Source organism: Escherichia sp. E4736, assembly GCF_005781225.1.
Taxonomy (GTDB): domain Bacteria; phylum Pseudomonadota; class Gammaproteobacteria; order Enterobacterales; family Enterobacteriaceae; genus Escherichia.
This window is the reverse complement of the sequence record NZ_VATT01000029.1, coordinates 13,051-28,360: the sequence shown is the minus strand read 5'-3', so window position 1 is coordinate 28,360 and position 15,310 is coordinate 13,051. Positions and strand designations below refer to the sequence as shown.

General features: G+C 50.2%; 17 protein-coding genes. 3 read left to right on the top strand and 14 right to left on the bottom strand.

Annotated features, from left to right (window positions below):
• Positions 1 to 62 precede the first annotated feature (62 nt).
• On the bottom strand, positions 63 to 236 hold the full coding sequence (locus tag FEK46_RS17400; RefSeq protein ID WP_135493895.1) for a GhoT/OrtT family toxin: 174 nt from the start codon (positions 234 to 236) through the stop codon (positions 63 to 65).
• A gap of 194 nt (positions 237 to 430) precedes the next feature.
• On the opposite strand from FEK46_RS17400, the gene yncL reads away from it, so the two are divergent.
• On the top strand, positions 431 to 526 hold the full coding sequence (gene yncL, locus FEK46_RS17395) for a stress response membrane protein YncL (RefSeq protein WP_074399477.1): 96 nt from the start codon (positions 431 to 433) through the stop codon (positions 524 to 526).
• 98 nt (positions 527 to 624) lie between these two features.
• Here yncL and patD read toward each other — a convergent pair whose 3' ends face one another.
• The 8 genes from patD to FEK46_RS17355 form a co-directional block, all read right to left on the bottom strand.
• Positions 625 to 2,049 (bottom strand): aminobutyraldehyde dehydrogenase, encoded by a 1,425-nt coding sequence (gene patD, locus FEK46_RS17390; RefSeq protein ID WP_131161500.1) that lies wholly within the window; start codon positions 2,047 to 2,049, stop codon positions 625 to 627.
• Between the two features lie 21 nt (positions 2,050 to 2,070).
• Positions 2,071 to 2,865 carry an ABC transporter permease gene (locus tag FEK46_RS17385; protein WP_130260846.1) on the bottom strand — a complete coding sequence of 265 codons (795 nt, stop codon included), beginning with the start codon at positions 2,863 to 2,865 and terminating at the stop codon, positions 2,071 to 2,073.
• Entirely contained in the window at positions 2,855 to 3,796 is a 942-nt protein-coding gene (locus tag FEK46_RS17380; protein ID WP_001251315.1) for an ABC transporter permease, read from the bottom strand. Before FEK46_RS17380 ends, FEK46_RS17385 begins: the two co-directional genes overlap by 11 nt.
• Positions 3,797 to 4,810: an ABC transporter ATP-binding protein gene (locus FEK46_RS17375; RefSeq protein ID WP_131161502.1), complete on the bottom strand. Its 1,014-nt coding sequence runs from the start codon at positions 4,808 to 4,810 to the stop codon at positions 3,797 to 3,799.
• 17 nt (positions 4,811 to 4,827) lie between these two features.
• Positions 4,828 to 5,973 carry a putative ABC transporter substrate-binding protein YdcS gene (gene ydcS / locus FEK46_RS17370; RefSeq protein ID WP_135559596.1) on the bottom strand — a complete coding sequence of 382 codons (1,146 nt, stop codon included), beginning with the start codon at positions 5,971 to 5,973 and terminating at the stop codon, positions 4,828 to 4,830.
• Positions 5,974 to 6,214: 241 nt separating this feature from the next.
• Positions 6,215 to 7,624 (bottom strand): PLP-dependent aminotransferase family protein, encoded by a 1,410-nt coding sequence (locus FEK46_RS17365; RefSeq protein ID WP_135559597.1) that lies wholly within the window; start codon positions 7,622 to 7,624, stop codon positions 6,215 to 6,217.
• Between the two features lie 79 nt (positions 7,625 to 7,703).
• Positions 7,704 to 8,120 (bottom strand): type II toxin-antitoxin system antitoxin HicB, encoded by a 417-nt coding sequence (gene hicB, locus FEK46_RS17360; RefSeq protein ID WP_130210249.1) that lies wholly within the window; start codon positions 8,118 to 8,120, stop codon positions 7,704 to 7,706.
• 43 nt (positions 8,121 to 8,163) lie between these two features.
• The gene (locus FEK46_RS17355; protein WP_130260850.1) at positions 8,164 to 8,340 is read right to left on the bottom strand and encodes a type II toxin-antitoxin system HicA family toxin; all 177 of its coding nucleotides are present in this window, start codon (positions 8,338 to 8,340) and stop codon (positions 8,164 to 8,166) included.
• A 221-nt stretch (positions 8,341 to 8,561) separates the two neighbouring features.
• On the opposite strand from FEK46_RS17355, the gene FEK46_RS17350 reads away from it, so the two are divergent.
• Positions 8,562 to 8,792 (top strand): YncJ family protein, encoded by a 231-nt coding sequence (locus tag FEK46_RS17350; RefSeq protein ID WP_130260851.1) that lies wholly within the window; start codon positions 8,562 to 8,564, stop codon positions 8,790 to 8,792.
• Between the two features lie 92 nt (positions 8,793 to 8,884).
• On the opposite strand, the gene rlhA is transcribed toward FEK46_RS17350, so the two are convergent.
• Both rlhA and FEK46_RS17340 read right to left on the bottom strand, forming a co-directional pair.
• On the bottom strand, positions 8,885 to 10,846 hold the full coding sequence (gene rlhA, locus FEK46_RS17345) for a 23S rRNA 5-hydroxycytidine C2501 synthase (protein ID WP_135559604.1): 1,962 nt from the start codon (positions 10,844 to 10,846) through the stop codon (positions 8,885 to 8,887).
• A gap of 72 nt (positions 10,847 to 10,918) precedes the next feature.
• A complete protein-coding gene (locus FEK46_RS17340; RefSeq protein WP_135559598.1) occupies positions 10,919 to 11,455 on the bottom strand; it encodes an XRE family transcriptional regulator in 537 nt (178 codons plus the stop codon).
• Positions 11,456 to 11,507: 52 nt separating this feature from the next.
• On the opposite strand from FEK46_RS17340, the gene ydcO reads away from it, so the two are divergent.
• On the top strand, positions 11,508 to 12,719 hold the full coding sequence (gene ydcO, locus FEK46_RS17335) for a BenE family transporter YdcO (RefSeq protein WP_135559599.1): 1,212 nt from the start codon (positions 11,508 to 11,510) through the stop codon (positions 12,717 to 12,719).
• 34 nt (positions 12,720 to 12,753) lie between these two features.
• Here the strand turns inward: ydcO and FEK46_RS17330 are convergent, their stop codons facing one another.
• From FEK46_RS17330 to tehA, 3 genes are all read right to left on the bottom strand, one after another.
• Positions 12,754 to 13,422 (bottom strand): DUF3313 domain-containing protein, encoded by a 669-nt coding sequence (locus FEK46_RS17330; RefSeq protein ID WP_130219290.1) that lies wholly within the window; start codon positions 13,420 to 13,422, stop codon positions 12,754 to 12,756.
• A 297-nt stretch (positions 13,423 to 13,719) separates the two neighbouring features.
• Complete coding sequence (gene tehB, locus FEK46_RS17325; protein WP_135559600.1) at positions 13,720 to 14,313, bottom strand: tellurite resistance methyltransferase TehB; 594 nt, start codon at positions 14,311 to 14,313, stop codon at positions 13,720 to 13,722.
• A complete protein-coding gene (gene tehA / locus FEK46_RS17320) occupies positions 14,310 to 15,302 on the bottom strand; it encodes a dicarboxylate transporter/tellurite-resistance protein TehA (RefSeq protein ID WP_130210219.1) in 993 nt (330 codons plus the stop codon). Before tehA ends, tehB begins: the two co-directional genes overlap by 4 nt.
• Between the last annotated feature and the right edge of the window lie 8 nt (positions 15,303 to 15,310).

Sequence of the window (15,310 nt, the reverse complement as noted above, 5' to 3'; positions counted from 1 at the left end):
AAATTATCGATTCTCCCAAATGATATAAGTCTGCGTTGTGCCGTCAAGCTAGTGCTCAAGATTTAAAACAGCGAAAACAGCAGCGCCACCGGAAAACTCATCGGCCAGGTCACCGCCACCAGGAAGGCGCTCAGAAAACGAATGTGCTTCTTCTCGTGGGAAAGAAACCAGGTAGTAACAAACGCGATAGCTGCCATAACAGCATAAAAAACAAGCAGACATTGATAAAGAGACATGTACGGGCATCCAGCCAGAGGAATAAAACGCGCGCAAATATGCGTTATTTTTTGATGCACATCAAGTTTTTCAACCCGTTTGAGATATTTCCATAACCCGGGAGCTGCCCTTGTCCATCTTCAGAATGAGTATTATTGCAGATTTACTTAACCCGTACTATACACATAGGGGCTATGACAAAAGGTGGCAAAATATGAATGTTTCCAGTAGAACCGTAGTGCTTATAAATCTCTTTGCTGCTGTTGGATTGTTTGCTCTTATCTCTATGAGATTTGGTTGGTTTATTTGATGTAGCGATATTGCACGCAGTACACACTGTCAGAGAGATATCAACTCTCTGACAGTGCGTTAGATCTTCTCACACTCTCCCTGGCTACAATATTACCCTTAATGTTTAACCATTACGTGGCGGACAACGGTGTAATCCTCCAGCCCATAAAGTGACATATCCTTGCCATAACCTGAAAGTTTCTGACCACCGTGCGGCATTTCACTTACCAGCATGAAATGGGTATTGACCCATGTGCAGCCATATTGCAGACGTGCACTAACGCGATGCGCCCGCCCCACATCTTTCGTCCATACTGAAGAGGCTAAGCCATACTGGCTATCATTTGCCCAGTTCACTACCTGTTCTTCATTATCGAAGACAGTCACGCTCACCACTGGACCAAATACCTCTCTTTGAACGATAGCATCTTCTTGCAACGCGCCTGCCAGCAGCGTCGGCGTATAGTAATAACCGTTACCTTTTCGTTTCTCCCCACCGGTGATCACTTTAATGTGTCCCGTCGCTTTCGCCTCTTCCACTGCTTTGCTGACGCGGTCGAGATGAGCCTGGGAACTCAACGGCCCCAGTTCCGTTGATTCGTCATCCGGCGCGCCCGATTTCAAGGTTGCGACAGCGGCGCCGAGTTTTTCCACCAGCGCATCGTAAATGCCTTTTTGCGCATAGATTCGACAAGCTGCGGTGCAATCCTGTCCAGCGTTGTAATAACCAAACGTGCGGACACCTTCAACCACAGCTTCAATATCAGCATCATCAAAAACAATGACCGGCGCTTTGCCGCCTAACTCCATGTGGGTGCGCTTAATGGATGGCGCGGTATGGCTGATGATGTGCTCACCGGTGGCGATAGACCCCGTCAGCGAAACCATGCGCACTTTTTGATGCCCGGTCAGCGGATCGCCCACGGTCTGGCCCCGGCCAAACAGTACATTGATCACGCCCGGCGGGAAGATATCTTTCGCCAGCTCTGCCAGTTTTAGTGCGGTCAGCGGCGTGATTTCTGATGGCTTCAGTACCACGCAGTTCCCCGCCGCCAGTGCCGGAGCCAGTTTCCATGCAGCCATCATCAATGGGTAATTCCAGGGGGCAATAGAAGCCACAACGCCCAGCGGATCGCGGCGGATCATCGAAGTATGTCCCTCGAGATATTCTCCTGCCGCCAGACCATTCAGGCAGCGAGCAGCTCCGGCGAAAAAGCGAAAAACATCGACAATCGCAGGAATTTCATCATTGAACGCACTATGCAGAGGCTTGCCACAGTTACGAGACTCCAGTTCGGCAAAAACCTGACCATTTTCTTCAATAACATCAGCCAGTTTCAGCAGGCATTCTGCGCGCACCTTCGGCGTGGTTTGCCCCCATTCGGCAAATGCCGCATCTGCCGCGCGAACAGCAGCATCAACTTGCTCTGCCGATGCCTCGGCAATCTCCAGTAAAACGTCCCCCGTTGCCGGATTATAGACAGGCTGTTTTTCCCCTTCGCCGCTAACCAGTTCTCCGTTAATCAGTAACTTATGTTGCATAGCATATTCCTGTATCAGTGGTTATTGACCATTGTCGCCTTCGCGGGTTAGCCACCAGGCTCCCAGGATCGGCAAGGTTGTTACCAACATAACCAGCAGTGCCACCACGTTGGTTACCGGTACATCACGTGGTCGCCCAAGCTGATTGAGCAACCACAACGGTAACGTCCGTTCATGGCCTGCCGTAAAGGTCGTAACGATGATTTCATCGAACGACAAGGCAAACGCCAGCATCCCTCCTGCCAGTAGCGCCGAACTGAGATTCGGCAACACCACATAACGAAAGGTTTGCCAGCCATTAGCCCCAAGATCCATTGACGCCTCAACCAGACTCCACGAGGTGCGGCGAAAACGGGCAATGACATTGTTAAACACCACCACTACGCAAAAAGTCGCATGCCCGACCACGATGGTGAAAAATCCCGGCTCCAGATTGATGGTTTTAAACGCGGTTAATAACGCCAGACCAGTAACAATGCCTGGCAGCGCAATAGGCAGCAGCAGTAACAGAGAAATGGCGTTTTTGCCGAAAAAGTCTCGTCGCCACAGCGCGGCAGCTGCCAGCGTCCCTAACACCAGCGCAATTAATGTTGCCAGCGCCGCCACTTTAAGTGACAGTGTCACGGCATCAAGAATATCACTACGCTGTGCTGCCACGCTAAACCAGCGCAGTGTCAGACCTTGCGGGGGGAAGCTAAATGCTGCTTCTTCAGTATTAAAAGCATAGGCAGCAATAATAAGGATGGGAAAATGTAGGAAAACCACGCCGCCCCAGGCCGCCAGTTTGAGGAAAAACGGTGCGCGTTCAGAGTGCATCGAACGCTCCCAGACGTTTCACGAACGCCAGATAGAGTGCGATAAGGACTATCGGCACCAGAGTAAAAGCCGCAGCCATCGGCATATTGCCAATCGCTCCCTGCTGGGAGTAGACCATATTGCCGATAAAATACCCTGGCGGGCCAACCAGCTGTGGGACGATAAAATCACCCAGTGTGAGCGAAAAGGTAAAGATAGAGCCAGCCGCGATGCCAGGGATCGCCAGCGGCAGCACCACATAGCGAAAGGTTTGCCGTGGACGCGCGCCAAGATCAGCCGACGCCTGCAACAATGACGGCGGCAAACGCTCAAGCGCCGCCTGCACAGGCAGGATCATGAACGGCAACCAGATATAGAGAAACACCAGAAAGCGCCCTAGCCCAGAAGTTGACAGCGTATTACCGCCCACCGCTGGTAATGTAAGGAACGCTGTCAGCAGTGGTTCCAGCCCCAGATGTTGTAAAAACCACTGCGCCACACCGTCTTTAGCCAGCAATAAGGTCCAGGCATAGGCTTTAACAATGTAGCTTGCCCACATGGGCAACATCACCGCAATGTAAAAGAACGCTTTCATTTTGCCGCTGGTATAGCGCGCCATATACCACGCCATCGGAAAGGCCAGAATGGCACTGGCGATAGTGACTGCCACAGCCATTGTCAGTGTGCGGAGAATGATGTCGTAATTCGCCGGATTAAACAGCGCACGGATATTCGCCAGCGTCAGCTCCGGCGTTACCGACATGGTGAAATCGTCAAAGGTATAAAAGCCCTGCCATAACAACGTCAGCAGCGAGCCGAAATAGACAATACCAAACCACATTAGAGGGCCAAGCAGCAGCAAAAACAGCCCCAGCCCCGGATTACGCCAGAAGAAACCGGACACCTTACCCAGACCAGGACGTGAAGGTGATTGCAATACGTTCATCGCCATTCACCTCTCCTCAACCAGTGGCACCATCACATCACGCGCCCAGGAAACCATCACCTGTTGACCAGCCGTGAGCGTGTTGGGTAAGTCTTCGCCCGTTACATTTGCCTGGCTAACCAGCAGTTTTTCACCGCTGTTAAGTTTCAGTTCAAAACGTGTGGCTGCCCCCTGATATTGCACCGCCTGAATCGTGCCATTGGCCTGCACTTCACCTGGTGTATTCAGGCGAATATGTTCCGGCCGCAGGGCAAAACTGCCCACCATGCCGCAAAGATTCTCGGCCATTAGCGGATCAAAAACGTTGGATGTCCCGACGAATCCCGCAACAAACGGCGTGCGCGGGCGCATATAGAGATCGCGCGGGGAATCGACCTGTTCAATGCGTCCATTATTGAAAACCGCCACACGATCGGACATCGATAACGCTTCGCCCTGATCGTGGGTAACGAAAATAAAAGTAATACCGAGCGACTGTTGCAGCTTTTTCAGCTCAAGCTGCATTTGTTCGCGCAATTTGAGATCCAGTGCGCCGAGCGGTTCATCCAGCAACAACACGCGCGGTTCGTTCACCAGTGCTCTGGCGATGGCGACTCGCTGGCGCTGACCACCAGAAAGCTGTGACGGTTTACGTTGCTGTACAAACCCCAACGCCACTTTCTCCAGCGCCTCTTGCGCCATTGCGTACCGCTGCTTTTTATCCACGCCTTTAACCATCAGCCCGTAGGCCACATTCTCGAGAATCGACATATGGGGAAACAGCGCGTAGTCCTGGAAGACGGTATTCACGTCCCGCTCCCACGGCGGTAGATTACTGGCCGGTTTGCCAAAGATAGCAATCGCCCCGCCGGAAAGCTGTTCGAAGCCAGCAATCAGGCGCAGGCAGGTGGTTTTGCCGGAACCGGACGGTCCCAGCATAGAGAAGAACTCACCATCTTTTATCGCAATACTGACGCCATCTACCGCGCGCACGTCGCCGTACAACCGCGAGACGTTGTCAAACTCCACTGCGTACGTCATAAAACACCCCAGCGAAGTTAGCGACCGCCCATAATGGCAATGTAATCCTGCGTCCAGCGACTGTAGGGAACAAACTTGCCCCCTTCGGCTATAGGCGTTTTCCAGAAGGCAATTTTATCGAAATAGTTAAAGCCGTTGGTTTCACAGCCTTTATCGCCCAGCGACGGACTGGCTTTGCAGCCTTCCGGTACTACCGGCAGCGAACCAAACCAGGCCGCTACATCGCCCTGCACCTTCGGCGTTAATGACCAGTTCATCCATTTGTAGGCGCAAACCGGATGTTTCGCTTCGCTATGTAGCATGGTGGTGTCAGCCCAACCGGTAACGCCCTCTTTCGGGAAAACGGTAGCGACAGGCTGGCCTTCGGCTTTCAAGGCGTTGGCCTGATAGGGCCAGGCACTGGAAGCGACCACTCCCTCGTTTTTGAAATCGCTCATTTGCACGGTTGTGTCATGCCAGTAGCGATGGATCAAACTATGTTGATCGCGCAGCACTTTCAGTACTGCCTGATACTGTTGTTCAGTGAGTTGGTATGGATCGGAGATACCCAACTGCGGCTGAGTCGCTTTGACGAACAGCGCAGCATCTGCAATGTAGATAGGGCCGTCATAAGCCTGTACGCGGCCTTTATTACTCTGACCGTCCGGTAGATTCTGCTCAACAAAAACCACTTGCCAGCTATCTGGTGGTGTCGGGAAGGTTTTGGTGTTGTACATCAACAGGTTCGGACCCCATTGATATGGCGTGCCATAGACTTTTCCACCCACGTTAAACCAGTCGCCTTTAACCACGCGCGGATCGAGCGTTTTCCAGTTGGGAATCAATGCGGTATTAATCGGCTGCACGCGTTTACCCATAATCAAACGCAGCGAGGCATCGCCGGACGCCGTGACCAGATCGTAACCTCCTTTGGTCATCAGGCTGACCATTTCATCGGAAGTCGCTGCAGTTTTCACATTGACCGCGCAACCTGTTTCTTTTTCAAATTGCGTCACCCAGTCGTATTGTTTATCGGTTTGTCCGCGTTCGATGTATCCCGGCCAGGCGATAATATCCAGTCGTCCTTCCGGTTTATCCAAATTGGTAGGCTGTTCGGCGGCGTGGGCGGTCATTAATGTCATGGTAAGCGCACACAGGCTGCTGCGGGCAAATGTCTTGCTCATAAAGTCTTACTCCTGTCGTAATTAATTGTTCAGCCGCCGTGCCGTAAAAATATCTCCTTGTTTAACCATAGACGGCGGCTTGCAGGCGCACCCTCGCCCCCGAGAAAATTTAATCAGGATGTGAGCTAACGCGCATTATGCCGTTTGAGAAGCTATCTTCTGGAGTATAGACAAGGGGTTAGGAAATATAGCTTCTATTCGAAATTCATATTACCCAACCTGAGAGAAATTAAATGGGGATCTATTTCAGGTATTCTTTAATAAGGTGACCTAATTGTTTAACCGCCTGTTCTTCGCGCTCCCCCCACTGCCATGCAGTATTAAAACGGAAAAAACGTGACCAACTTTCGCCAGTAGAAAACATTTTACCCGGCGCAATGCTGATGTGATGCGCCAATGCCTGAACACTTAATTCGCCCGCATCTAACGGTTCGGGAAGCTCCAGCCAGAGAAAATAACCGCTGTCATTGTGATGAATTTTCACTTCCGCAGGCAGATAACGCAGCAGCGCCTGCCAGGCACGTTGTTTACGTTCCGCAAGCTGGCGACGTAGACGACGAAGATGGGCATCGTAACGACGAGTAGAAAGGTAATCCACCAGTGCAAGCTGCATTGGCGAACTTGTGGAAAGCGTGCTCATCAACTGCAATCGCTGGATTTTGCGTGCATGTTTTCCGGCGGCGACCCAACCAATGCGAAAACCTGGCACCAGACATTTAGAAAATGATGAGCAAAGCAGTACACCATCGTGACGATCCCACGCTTTCGCGGGTAGCGATTTTTCCCGACCAAAGTAAAGCTCATTGTAAACGTCATCTTCAATTAACATCACGTTGTACTGATTGAGCAACGCTACCAGCCGCGCTTTTTTCTGTGGCGTTAAGGTAAATCCGAGTGGATTCTGGCTATTAGTCATTAGCCAGCAGGCTTTGACCGGATACTCCTGTAACGCCAGTTCCAGCGCCTGAAGATCGATCCCTTCGTTAACATCCGTCGCCACCGATAACGCCTTCAGCCGTAACCGCTCCAGTGCCTGCAACGCGCCGTAGAAACAAGGATTCTCGACAATCACCCAATCGCCCGGTTCAGTGACCGCTTGCAAACTGAGGTTTAATGCCTCTAACGCCCCGGCGGTAATGACAATTTCATCAGGAGAAATAGTGATGCCTTGTAAGGCATAGCGACGAGCAATAGCCTGACGCAGTTCTGCATTCCCTGGCGGCAAGTTTTCAATCACGCTCATCGCCGTGGCGGTTTTACTCACCTGCGCCAGCGAGCGGTTCAGTTGCTGTAGCGGAAACAGGTGCGGATCGGGAAAGGCTGAAGCAAACGGTACTACCGATGGATCGCGACTGGCCTGCAACATATCAAAAATATAGGTGTTAATATCGACCGTTTCATCACGCGTTACCGGAATAGCAGGTGCCTGCGGTGATTTCACCGTGCGCGGCGCAACGTAATAACCTGACTGCGGCCGCGCAATAATATACCCCTGACTTTCGAGCAACTGATAAGCATGACCGACAGTCATAAAGCTCATGCCAGAAATCGCAACCTGTTCACGTAGAGAAGGCAGGCGATCGCCGGGTTGCCAGATGCCTGACGCAATTTGCTCACGTAATAGTTCTGCGAGCTGCTGGTATTTTTTCATTAATTGGATCGTTATTATGTGCAGGTGATCCGGCAGTCTATATCAGTTGTTAAAAATGACAACTTTACGTTAACTGTAATTAAACCATTACCAGCGATAACTCTTTGCCCAGGGCTTTAGCCGCAAGCTGGACGGCGTCGATTTTTGTCGCATGATGCAAATCAAACAAGCGAGTGATCTCCTGCCTGGGTTTACCAATCCGCCTCGCCAGCTCTTGCTGGGTGATATCTGACTGCAAAAAAGCATTTAACAGCAATACCTTAGAAGCGACACTTAAAGGCACTTCAACAAAGTGATCGTTGTTATTTAATGGCGAAGGCAACGGGATTAGCTCGTTATCTTCAAAATAAAAATCAAATGCGGTGAGTAAGGCATCTTTTGCTGCTTCCATCGCTTCAGCAACAGTTTCTCCCTGCGTTAACGCTTCAGGGATATCTACAAAAGAAACCACATAACCGCCTTCCGGCGCAGGTGTAAGAGTGACGGGATAACGCATAATTTTGACTGTCTCTCGCATGTCATTAACCTTCTTATGGCGATTAATTTAAACCGAGTTGTTTCAGGGTTGCTTTACGCAATGGTTCTTTGATCTCGTCACTGGGGTGACGCGGCATGACACTACGTCGCCCCTGAAACCTGAGTTTCAAATGGTTGCTGCCATTCGCCACATCTACGCCCTGAGATTCGAGCCAACGTCTGAACTCGCTTTGTTTCACATCGCCTCCCTGCCGCTGAGTATATCAACAAAGTAAACATTAATGTTTACCTCCTTTTTTAATTTGCTCGAAAATAGCACTAATTCGCCGCAACGGTGAAAAGCAGTGCCAAATCAGGAAGGCAGGTTCCAGAAATTCTTTGCGCTAATTTGCAAAACAGAAGAATAACTTAAAGAAACTATCGGCATCATAGCGGCAAAGTGTAATAAACGGGTGGCGGGATGTTTACGAAAGCGTTATCGGTAGTCTTATTAACGTGTGCGCTGTTCTCTGGTCAGCTGATGGCAGGACACAAAGGACATGAATTTTTGTGGGTGAAGAATGTGGATCATCAACTGCGTCATGAGGCGGACAGCGATGAATTGCGTGCTGTGGCGGAAGAGTCGGCGGAAGGTTTGCGCGAGCATTATTACTGGCAAAAATCACGCAAACCAGAAACGGGACAACCTTGAGTCGTTTGTTGCCGGATGTGGCATGAACGCCTTATCCGGCAACAATATCATGCAGATTCAATGAGTTGTGATTACCCCTGAAAGCTTGCGTTTTATCCTTTCCGCTTCGGCAATGTTTTCAGCAGATCATCCGGGCTTACAGATGCGACAACGCTTCCCGGTAACGGCATTTTCAGAATATGATTTTTAATTTTACCGATGACGTGCATCTCACACGGGCGACAATCAAACTTCAGCGTTAGTACTTCATCACCGTTAACCAGTTGCATTGGCGTTGCCTTCCAGCTTTTAATATTACCTTTCGCCTGTTTCGGACACAGATTGAAGGCAAAGCGCAGGCAGTGTTTGGTGATCATCACCGGGACTTCGCCCTTCTCTTCATGCGCTTCATACGCCGCATCAATCAGTTGTACGCCATAGCGATGATAGAACTCGCGTGCTTTATGGTTGTAGACGTTCGCGAGGAAACTCAAATGCGTTTGCGGATAAACCGGCGCAGGTTCAGCAACCGGTTTACGACTGCCGCGCTGGTAGCTGGCAAGACGTGCAGCATCCAGCATTTCGACGGCCTCACGGCGGAACTGATTTAACAGACTGTTTGGCACAAACAGCGCCCCCGGCAAATTAATTTGCACATCGCGGGCGTAATAGATGGTTTGCCCCAGTTTTGCCAGGCTATCTTTCAGGTTATTCAGCGCTTTTTCGGCGTTATTCGCTTCGTCGAACTGCCCATCCAGGGTATGAGTGATGCTAACGCCCTCTTCGCTGGTTAACGTCAGAATGAGTTGTTCTTGCCAGCCACCCAGTTCAATGTCTACCGCTACCCGACGCTCGCTGGAGGTTTTCGTCAGTGCCTGTTGCCAGTTATGGTCAAGGTTACGGTTAAGCGGATGATGTGGGCGAATTTTATGCAAATCTGCTGGCATTTCATTTGGCCAGACGCGGTAGTGATTTTCTCCGGTTTTCTCTACCGTATTGGCACGAAAGCCAACCACTTCACGTTTAATCATTACGTTCAGGCCATCGCCATTTGCCAGTGGCTCGGTGACGGCAACATCGAGATGATCTTTCGCCACTTTCAATACTTCACCCACCGGCAGGCCGATAAATTTCGGCGAATCGAACGCGCCAATGTCACCTTTACGCGCGTTAACAAAGTAGTCTGTGCTACCACGATGGAAGGTTTTTTCTGTCGAAGGCACAAAGAAATGTTCAGTACGACCTGATGAAGCACGAGCCAGATCGCCGCGCTCTTCAATAATGGCATCCAGCATCTGGCGATAATGGGCGGTGATATTCTTCACGTAGCTCATATCTTTGTAACGGCCTTCAATCTTGAAGGAGCGTACGCCCGCATCGATCAACGCGCCGAGGTTGGCAGTCTGATCGTTATCTTTCATCGACAGCAGATGTTTTTCATAGGAAACCACCCGCCCCTGATCGTCTTTCAATGTGTATGGCAAACGGCACGCCTGCGAGCAATCGCCACGGTTGGCGCTACGTCCCGTTTGTGCATGAGAAATGTAGCACTGACCGGAATATGCCACACACAATGCGCCATGAATAAAGAACTCAATAGTCGCGTCCGTGGCCTGATGAATCGCACGAATCTGCTCCAGGTTAAGTTCACGCGCCAGCACAATCTGGGTAAAGCCAACGTCAGAGAGGAACTTCGCTTTCTCTACAGTACGAATATCGCACTGCGTACTTGCGTGCAGTTCAATCGGCGGAATATCAAGTTCCAGAATTCCCATGTCCTGAACAATCAGCGCATCTACGCCTGTCTGGTAAAGATCGGTAATCAGTCGTTGCGCCGGTTCCAGTTCGTCGTCATGCAAAATGGTGTTAAGCGTGACGAAAATTTTTGCGCCATAACGGTGGGCAAATGGCACCAGTTCGGCGATATCTTTCAGACTATTACTGGCGTTATGACGGGCACCAAAACCAGGGCCGCCGATATAAACAGCATCGGCACCGTGCAAAATAGCTTCGCGGGCAATGGCGGCATCGCGTGCCGGGCTTAACAGTTCAAGACGATGAGAAGATACGGTCACTTTCTTATCCAGTAGCTGAAAAAAGGCGGTTATTTTAGCCACAAGCGCGACGTTGCGAAATAGTTTTCCTGTTCAACTACGCGGGTAATGGATAATGGAATGAAAATGCACGGTTTGCTCGCCACGGTTGCAATAGGCATGGGCAACATCTGCGGCAAAGCGTTCACCTTCTCCACTTATAAGGCTTCGCCACTCACCACCAACGCACAGGTCAAGCTGCCCATCAATGACGACAACATGCTCGATAACACCCTTTTCGTGCGGCGTCGATTCGCTTATTGCACCAGGGGCCATCATGATCGAGAAATGTTCAAAACAGAGTTGCGGATCATAAGGAAATAAAGAAGTGATCACCATTGCCTGCTGTTGTGGATCATAAACGGATGGCGTAGCGGTCTGCGGTGGCGAAATAAACGTCGAAAACGGCACGTTCATCCCGGTAGCTATTTTCCATAATGTTGCGACCGTCGGGCTGGATTCATTACGTTCAATCTGCCCTAACATCGCTTTTGAAACGCCCGTCGCTTCTGCCAGTCGCGAAAGACTCCAGCCTCGCTGCTGACGAAGATGTTTAAGCGTAGTGGATAAAAAGCGAGCGAGATTTTCCATGCGACTCCTCCTGCAAAACGGGAGTTTATCACTTGTGCGTTATAACGGACAAATGCTACGGTGCCTGTACGCTATAACGCACGAGGTAACTATGCGTCTGTTTTCCATTCCTCCTCCCACACTGCTTGCAGGGTTTCTGGCGGTATTGATTGGTTATGCCAGCTCTGCGGCAATAATATGGCAAGCGGCGATTGTCGCTGGAGCCACCACAGAGCAAATTTCCGGCTGGATGACGGCGCTGGGGCTGGCAATGGGAGTCAGTACGCTGGCTCTGACATTATGGTATCGCGTGCCTGTTCTTACCGCATGGTCAACACCCGGTGCTGCGTTGCTGGTCACCGGGTTACAGGGACTAACGCTAAACCAGGCCATCGGCGTTTTTATTGTCACGAATGCGCTAATTGTTCTCTGTGGTGTGACAGGATTATTCGCCCGTCTGATGCGTATTATTCCGCACTCGCTGGCAGCGGCAATGCTGGCCGGAATTTTGTTACGCTTTGGTTTACAGGCGTTTGCCAGCCTGGATGGTCAGTTTATGTTATGCGGTAGTATGTTGCTGGCGTGGCTGGCGACAAAGGCTATTGCGCCGCGTTATGCGGTAATTGCGGCGATGATTGTTGGGAGCGTGGTCGTTATCGCACAAGGTGACGTTGTCACAAAAGATATCGTTTTCAAACCAGTTCTCCCCGCTTATCTCGCCCCTGAATTTTCGTTTGCTCACAGTTTGAGCGTTGCACTCCCCCTTTTTCTGGTGACGATGGCATCGCAAAATGCGCCAGGGATTGCGGCGATGAAAGCCGCCGGGTATTCAGCTCCTGTTTCGCCATTGATTGTATTTACTGGATTACTGGCGCTTCTGTTTTCTCCTTTCGGCGTCTATTCCGTAGGTATTGCGGCTATCACTGCGGCTATTTGCCAGAGCCCGGAGGCGCACCCGGACAAAGATCAGCGTTGGCTGGCTGCCGCTGCGGCTGGCGTCTTTTATTTACTGGCGGGTCTGTTTGGCAGTGCCATTACCGGGATGATGGCTGCCCTGCCTGTAAGTTGGATCCAGATGCTGGCTGGTCTGGCGCTGTTAAGTACCATCGGAGGCAGTTTGTATCAGGCTTTGCATAATGAGCGTGAGCGCGATGCTGCTGTGGTGGCTTTTCTGGTAACGGCAAGTGGACTGACGCTGGTAGGTATTGGCTCGGCGTTTTGGGGATTAATTGCCGGTGGTGTCTGTTATGTAGTATTGAATTTGTTCGCTGACAGAAGCCGATAATCAGAAGCGCCATCTTGCGATGGCGCGACTGGCATTACTTTTTGTTAACGTCAAACATGGTCGCGTCGGTCGCCATGTCATCAATAACTTGCTTAATATTTTCGAAAGCCATTGGTGTGCTTTCGTTATTCAGGTCCTTACCTTCGCCCTGACGAACCACTTTGATAACCGGTTTGTTGGTAGCCGCATCAATCAGCTCACCTTCAAAGTACAGGCGGGTATCCATGGTACGGTGACCCGTCGCCATTTGCGTCCCCGCTACCACTAATGCGACAGGAACAACTTCATAGAACTGTAACCCTTCGTTGCTGGTATCTACACCAGTAATAGCACCACGGAAAATCAGACTACGAGGCCCAGCGGTAGTAACCAGTGGTTTACGCTGTGAGATGGCTTCTTTCATTTCAGTATTGGTATAGCTCAAAATTCTATCCAGAACTTTTTGCCCTACCTGGGTAGAAGGTTTAGGCACCGGATAATAGGTGATTGGGTTCCAGACGATACTGTCATATTTACTTTGATCAAAATTTGGATCAACCCAGCGTAATACCGGTTTGCCCGTTGCTGAAGTTGTTTCTTGAAGGTTGGAGTAATTGTTTAAAAAACCAGAATATTTATCTGGCTGGGTGATTTTAGAGGCACAACCTGACAGAGCCAACAAGCCGCATAAAGCCGCAACTTTCGCAATTGATGTGGTACGCATGAATAGTTTCCTGAGATGATTATATTACTTTTTAAGTTATAGCAAAAAGTACCGCTTCGTGTTGTGGCAAAAAAAGTGTTGGTGAAAATAAATTTTCCAGCCCCTTTTCTGACAATATAGTCAATGACGAAAAGGGGGCAGAGTCAATCTTCAGTTGTTAAATTTCAGGCAGTTAAGCCGATAAAAAACTTCAACCACTGTGATATATTTCACATCACCTCGATAAAAAATATGCCTACCGCAAAAAAACAGTTAAACATCTCACGTGGACATTTTCATGCGCCTTGCCCTGTTAGCTTATTTTTTACGTGCCAGCATCGTGGCGAAACGTAGTTTAATGCGATTGCCGTTAGCGTCGGTGCGGTGGAGTTCACCCACGTCTTCATTGTATTTCAGCATCTCCCAGCCTTCGTAATATTGACGTAACTCCCCTTCTTTAAAGGCAAAGGGGAACCCGACGGTACATGGAAAATCAGCTGTGTCCATTGCTGCCACAATCAAGTTATAACCACCGGGTTTGGTGCAACGCTGCATATTGGCAATCAATCCAGGAATGGTTTTCGCCTCCAGGAACATCAGCACCACGGTAGAAAGAATAAAATCGTATTGTCCATCAAACGTCAGGTTATTTAGATCAACAACCTGGGTGCGCAAATTTTCCAGTTTTTCAATGGATTTGATGCGCTCGACGTTGGCAATGCTCATGGCATTTTTATCCCATGCGTCGACATCATAACCATTGGCTGCCAGGTAAAGGCTGTTACGGCCATTACCACAGCCCAGATCCAGCGTTTTACCCGGATTAACCACTTTCACCGCTTCCAGAACTTCAGAGTGTGTGCGGGTTAATTCATATTTATCAGTGAAGTAGTTTTCATCACGAATAATCATTCTTTGTCCTCAGCTTTCATTAAAACGGCGCGCTCGGTTCTGATTAACAATTTTCCCTGCATCAGAAGCGCGAAAGTACGGATGAGCAGTAATGCGATAATAAAATTGGTAAAAATAAATAGCGGCACAGCCAGGGTATGGAAAAAGCCATTGTCGTTACCGCTTCCTAAATGCAAACCGGTGGTTGCCAGTGCAGATACGCCGAACGAGAAACTCCAGAATGAGGCATTAAACGGCTGGGAGAGATACCACGGCATCAGGCGTAACATAAAAAGAAGTTGCAGTAGACCGTAACCGAAAAGCATTTTCGCCAGCGTATCGCCCTCGCCACCGTTGACGCTCAACCAGGCGCTACATGCCACCAGCGCCGGTGCAAGCTGAATCCCCAGCGATGTACGCAGTGCCGTGGGCAATTCTCCCGAGCTGCGCAGACGCTGAAGGATTACCGGCTCAAGACTTAACCAGGAGAAAACGCCAGCCCCTAAAAATACCAGACCAGCATCGGTGTAGCCCAATGCTCCACAGGCCATTGCACTGATGAAGTTGTTGGCAACAGTAGGTAAATAAAGTCCGGGTGTCGTAGCTTCCTCAGGATGGGAACCGCGCCATAAACCGGCTGTTTGCCAGGCGGCATAAGCCAGTTGAATCACAACACCAATACTGAACAGGCCCACCGCCAGCGGACGAAACCAGGGGACAAAACCAATTGCCACCAGCATCGTTGTTGCCGGAAACAAACTCACAAAACTGCTCATCACTGGATGACGCACTTCCGCCAGCACGCTATGCGGAAAGCGTATGAGTCGGGTAATAAATGCGCTAGTCAGTAATCCCCAAATGATCATTGCCAGAATCACCAGCCCATCGCCCAACCAGTGACTGACCTGCCAAACCTGGCTGGCATAACGCCAGGCAAATCCCATCCCTATCGTCCCCAACACAATGCCAAAGTAACCTGCCGGTAAATTGAGCACTTTATCGCTCTGCATCTTCTTAC

Excerpts from the sequence above, each read along its gene's own strand:
- tehA (WP_130210219.1), bottom strand. The coding sequence starts at position 15,302 with ATGCAGAGCGATAAAGTGCTCAATTTACCGGCAGGTTACTTTGGCATT.
- FEK46_RS17380 (WP_001251315.1), bottom strand. The coding sequence starts at position 3,796 with ATGGCGATGAACGTATTGCAATCACCTTCACGTCCTGGTCTGGGTAAG.
- FEK46_RS17375 (WP_131161502.1), bottom strand. The coding sequence starts at position 4,810 with ATGACGTACGCAGTGGAGTTTGACAACGTCTCGCGGTTGTACGGCGAC.
- FEK46_RS17340 (WP_135559598.1), bottom strand. The coding sequence starts at position 11,455 with ATGGAAAATCTCGCTCGCTTTTTATCCACTACGCTTAAACATCTTCGT.
- ydcO (WP_135559599.1), top strand. The coding sequence starts at position 11,508 with ATGCTACGGTGCCTGTACGCTATAACGCACGAGGTAACTATGCGTCTG.
- FEK46_RS17400 (WP_135493895.1), bottom strand. The coding sequence starts at position 236 with ATGTCTCTTTATCAATGTCTGCTTGTTTTTTATGCTGTTATGGCAGCT.
- patD (WP_131161500.1), bottom strand. The coding sequence starts at position 2,049 with ATGCAACATAAGTTACTGATTAACGGAGAACTGGTTAGCGGCGAAGGG.
- FEK46_RS17350 (WP_130260851.1), top strand. The coding sequence starts at position 8,562 with ATGTTTACGAAAGCGTTATCGGTAGTCTTATTAACGTGTGCGCTGTTC.
- tehB (WP_135559600.1), bottom strand. The coding sequence starts at position 14,313 with ATGATTATTCGTGATGAAAACTACTTCACTGATAAATATGAATTAACC.
- FEK46_RS17365 (WP_135559597.1), bottom strand. The coding sequence starts at position 7,624 with ATGAAAAAATACCAGCAGCTCGCAGAACTATTACGTGAGCAAATTGCG.
- hicB (WP_130210249.1), bottom strand. The coding sequence starts at position 8,120 with ATGCGTTATCCCGTCACTCTTACACCTGCGCCGGAAGGCGGTTATGTG.
- FEK46_RS17330 (WP_130219290.1), bottom strand. The coding sequence starts at position 13,422 with ATGCGTACCACATCAATTGCGAAAGTTGCGGCTTTATGCGGCTTGTTG.
- FEK46_RS17385 (WP_130260846.1), bottom strand. The coding sequence starts at position 2,865 with ATGCACTCTGAACGCGCACCGTTTTTCCTCAAACTGGCGGCCTGGGGC.
- yncL (WP_074399477.1), top strand. The coding sequence starts at position 431 with ATGAATGTTTCCAGTAGAACCGTAGTGCTTATAAATCTCTTTGCTGCT.
- ydcS (WP_135559596.1), bottom strand. The coding sequence starts at position 5,973 with ATGAGCAAGACATTTGCCCGCAGCAGCCTGTGTGCGCTTACCATGACA.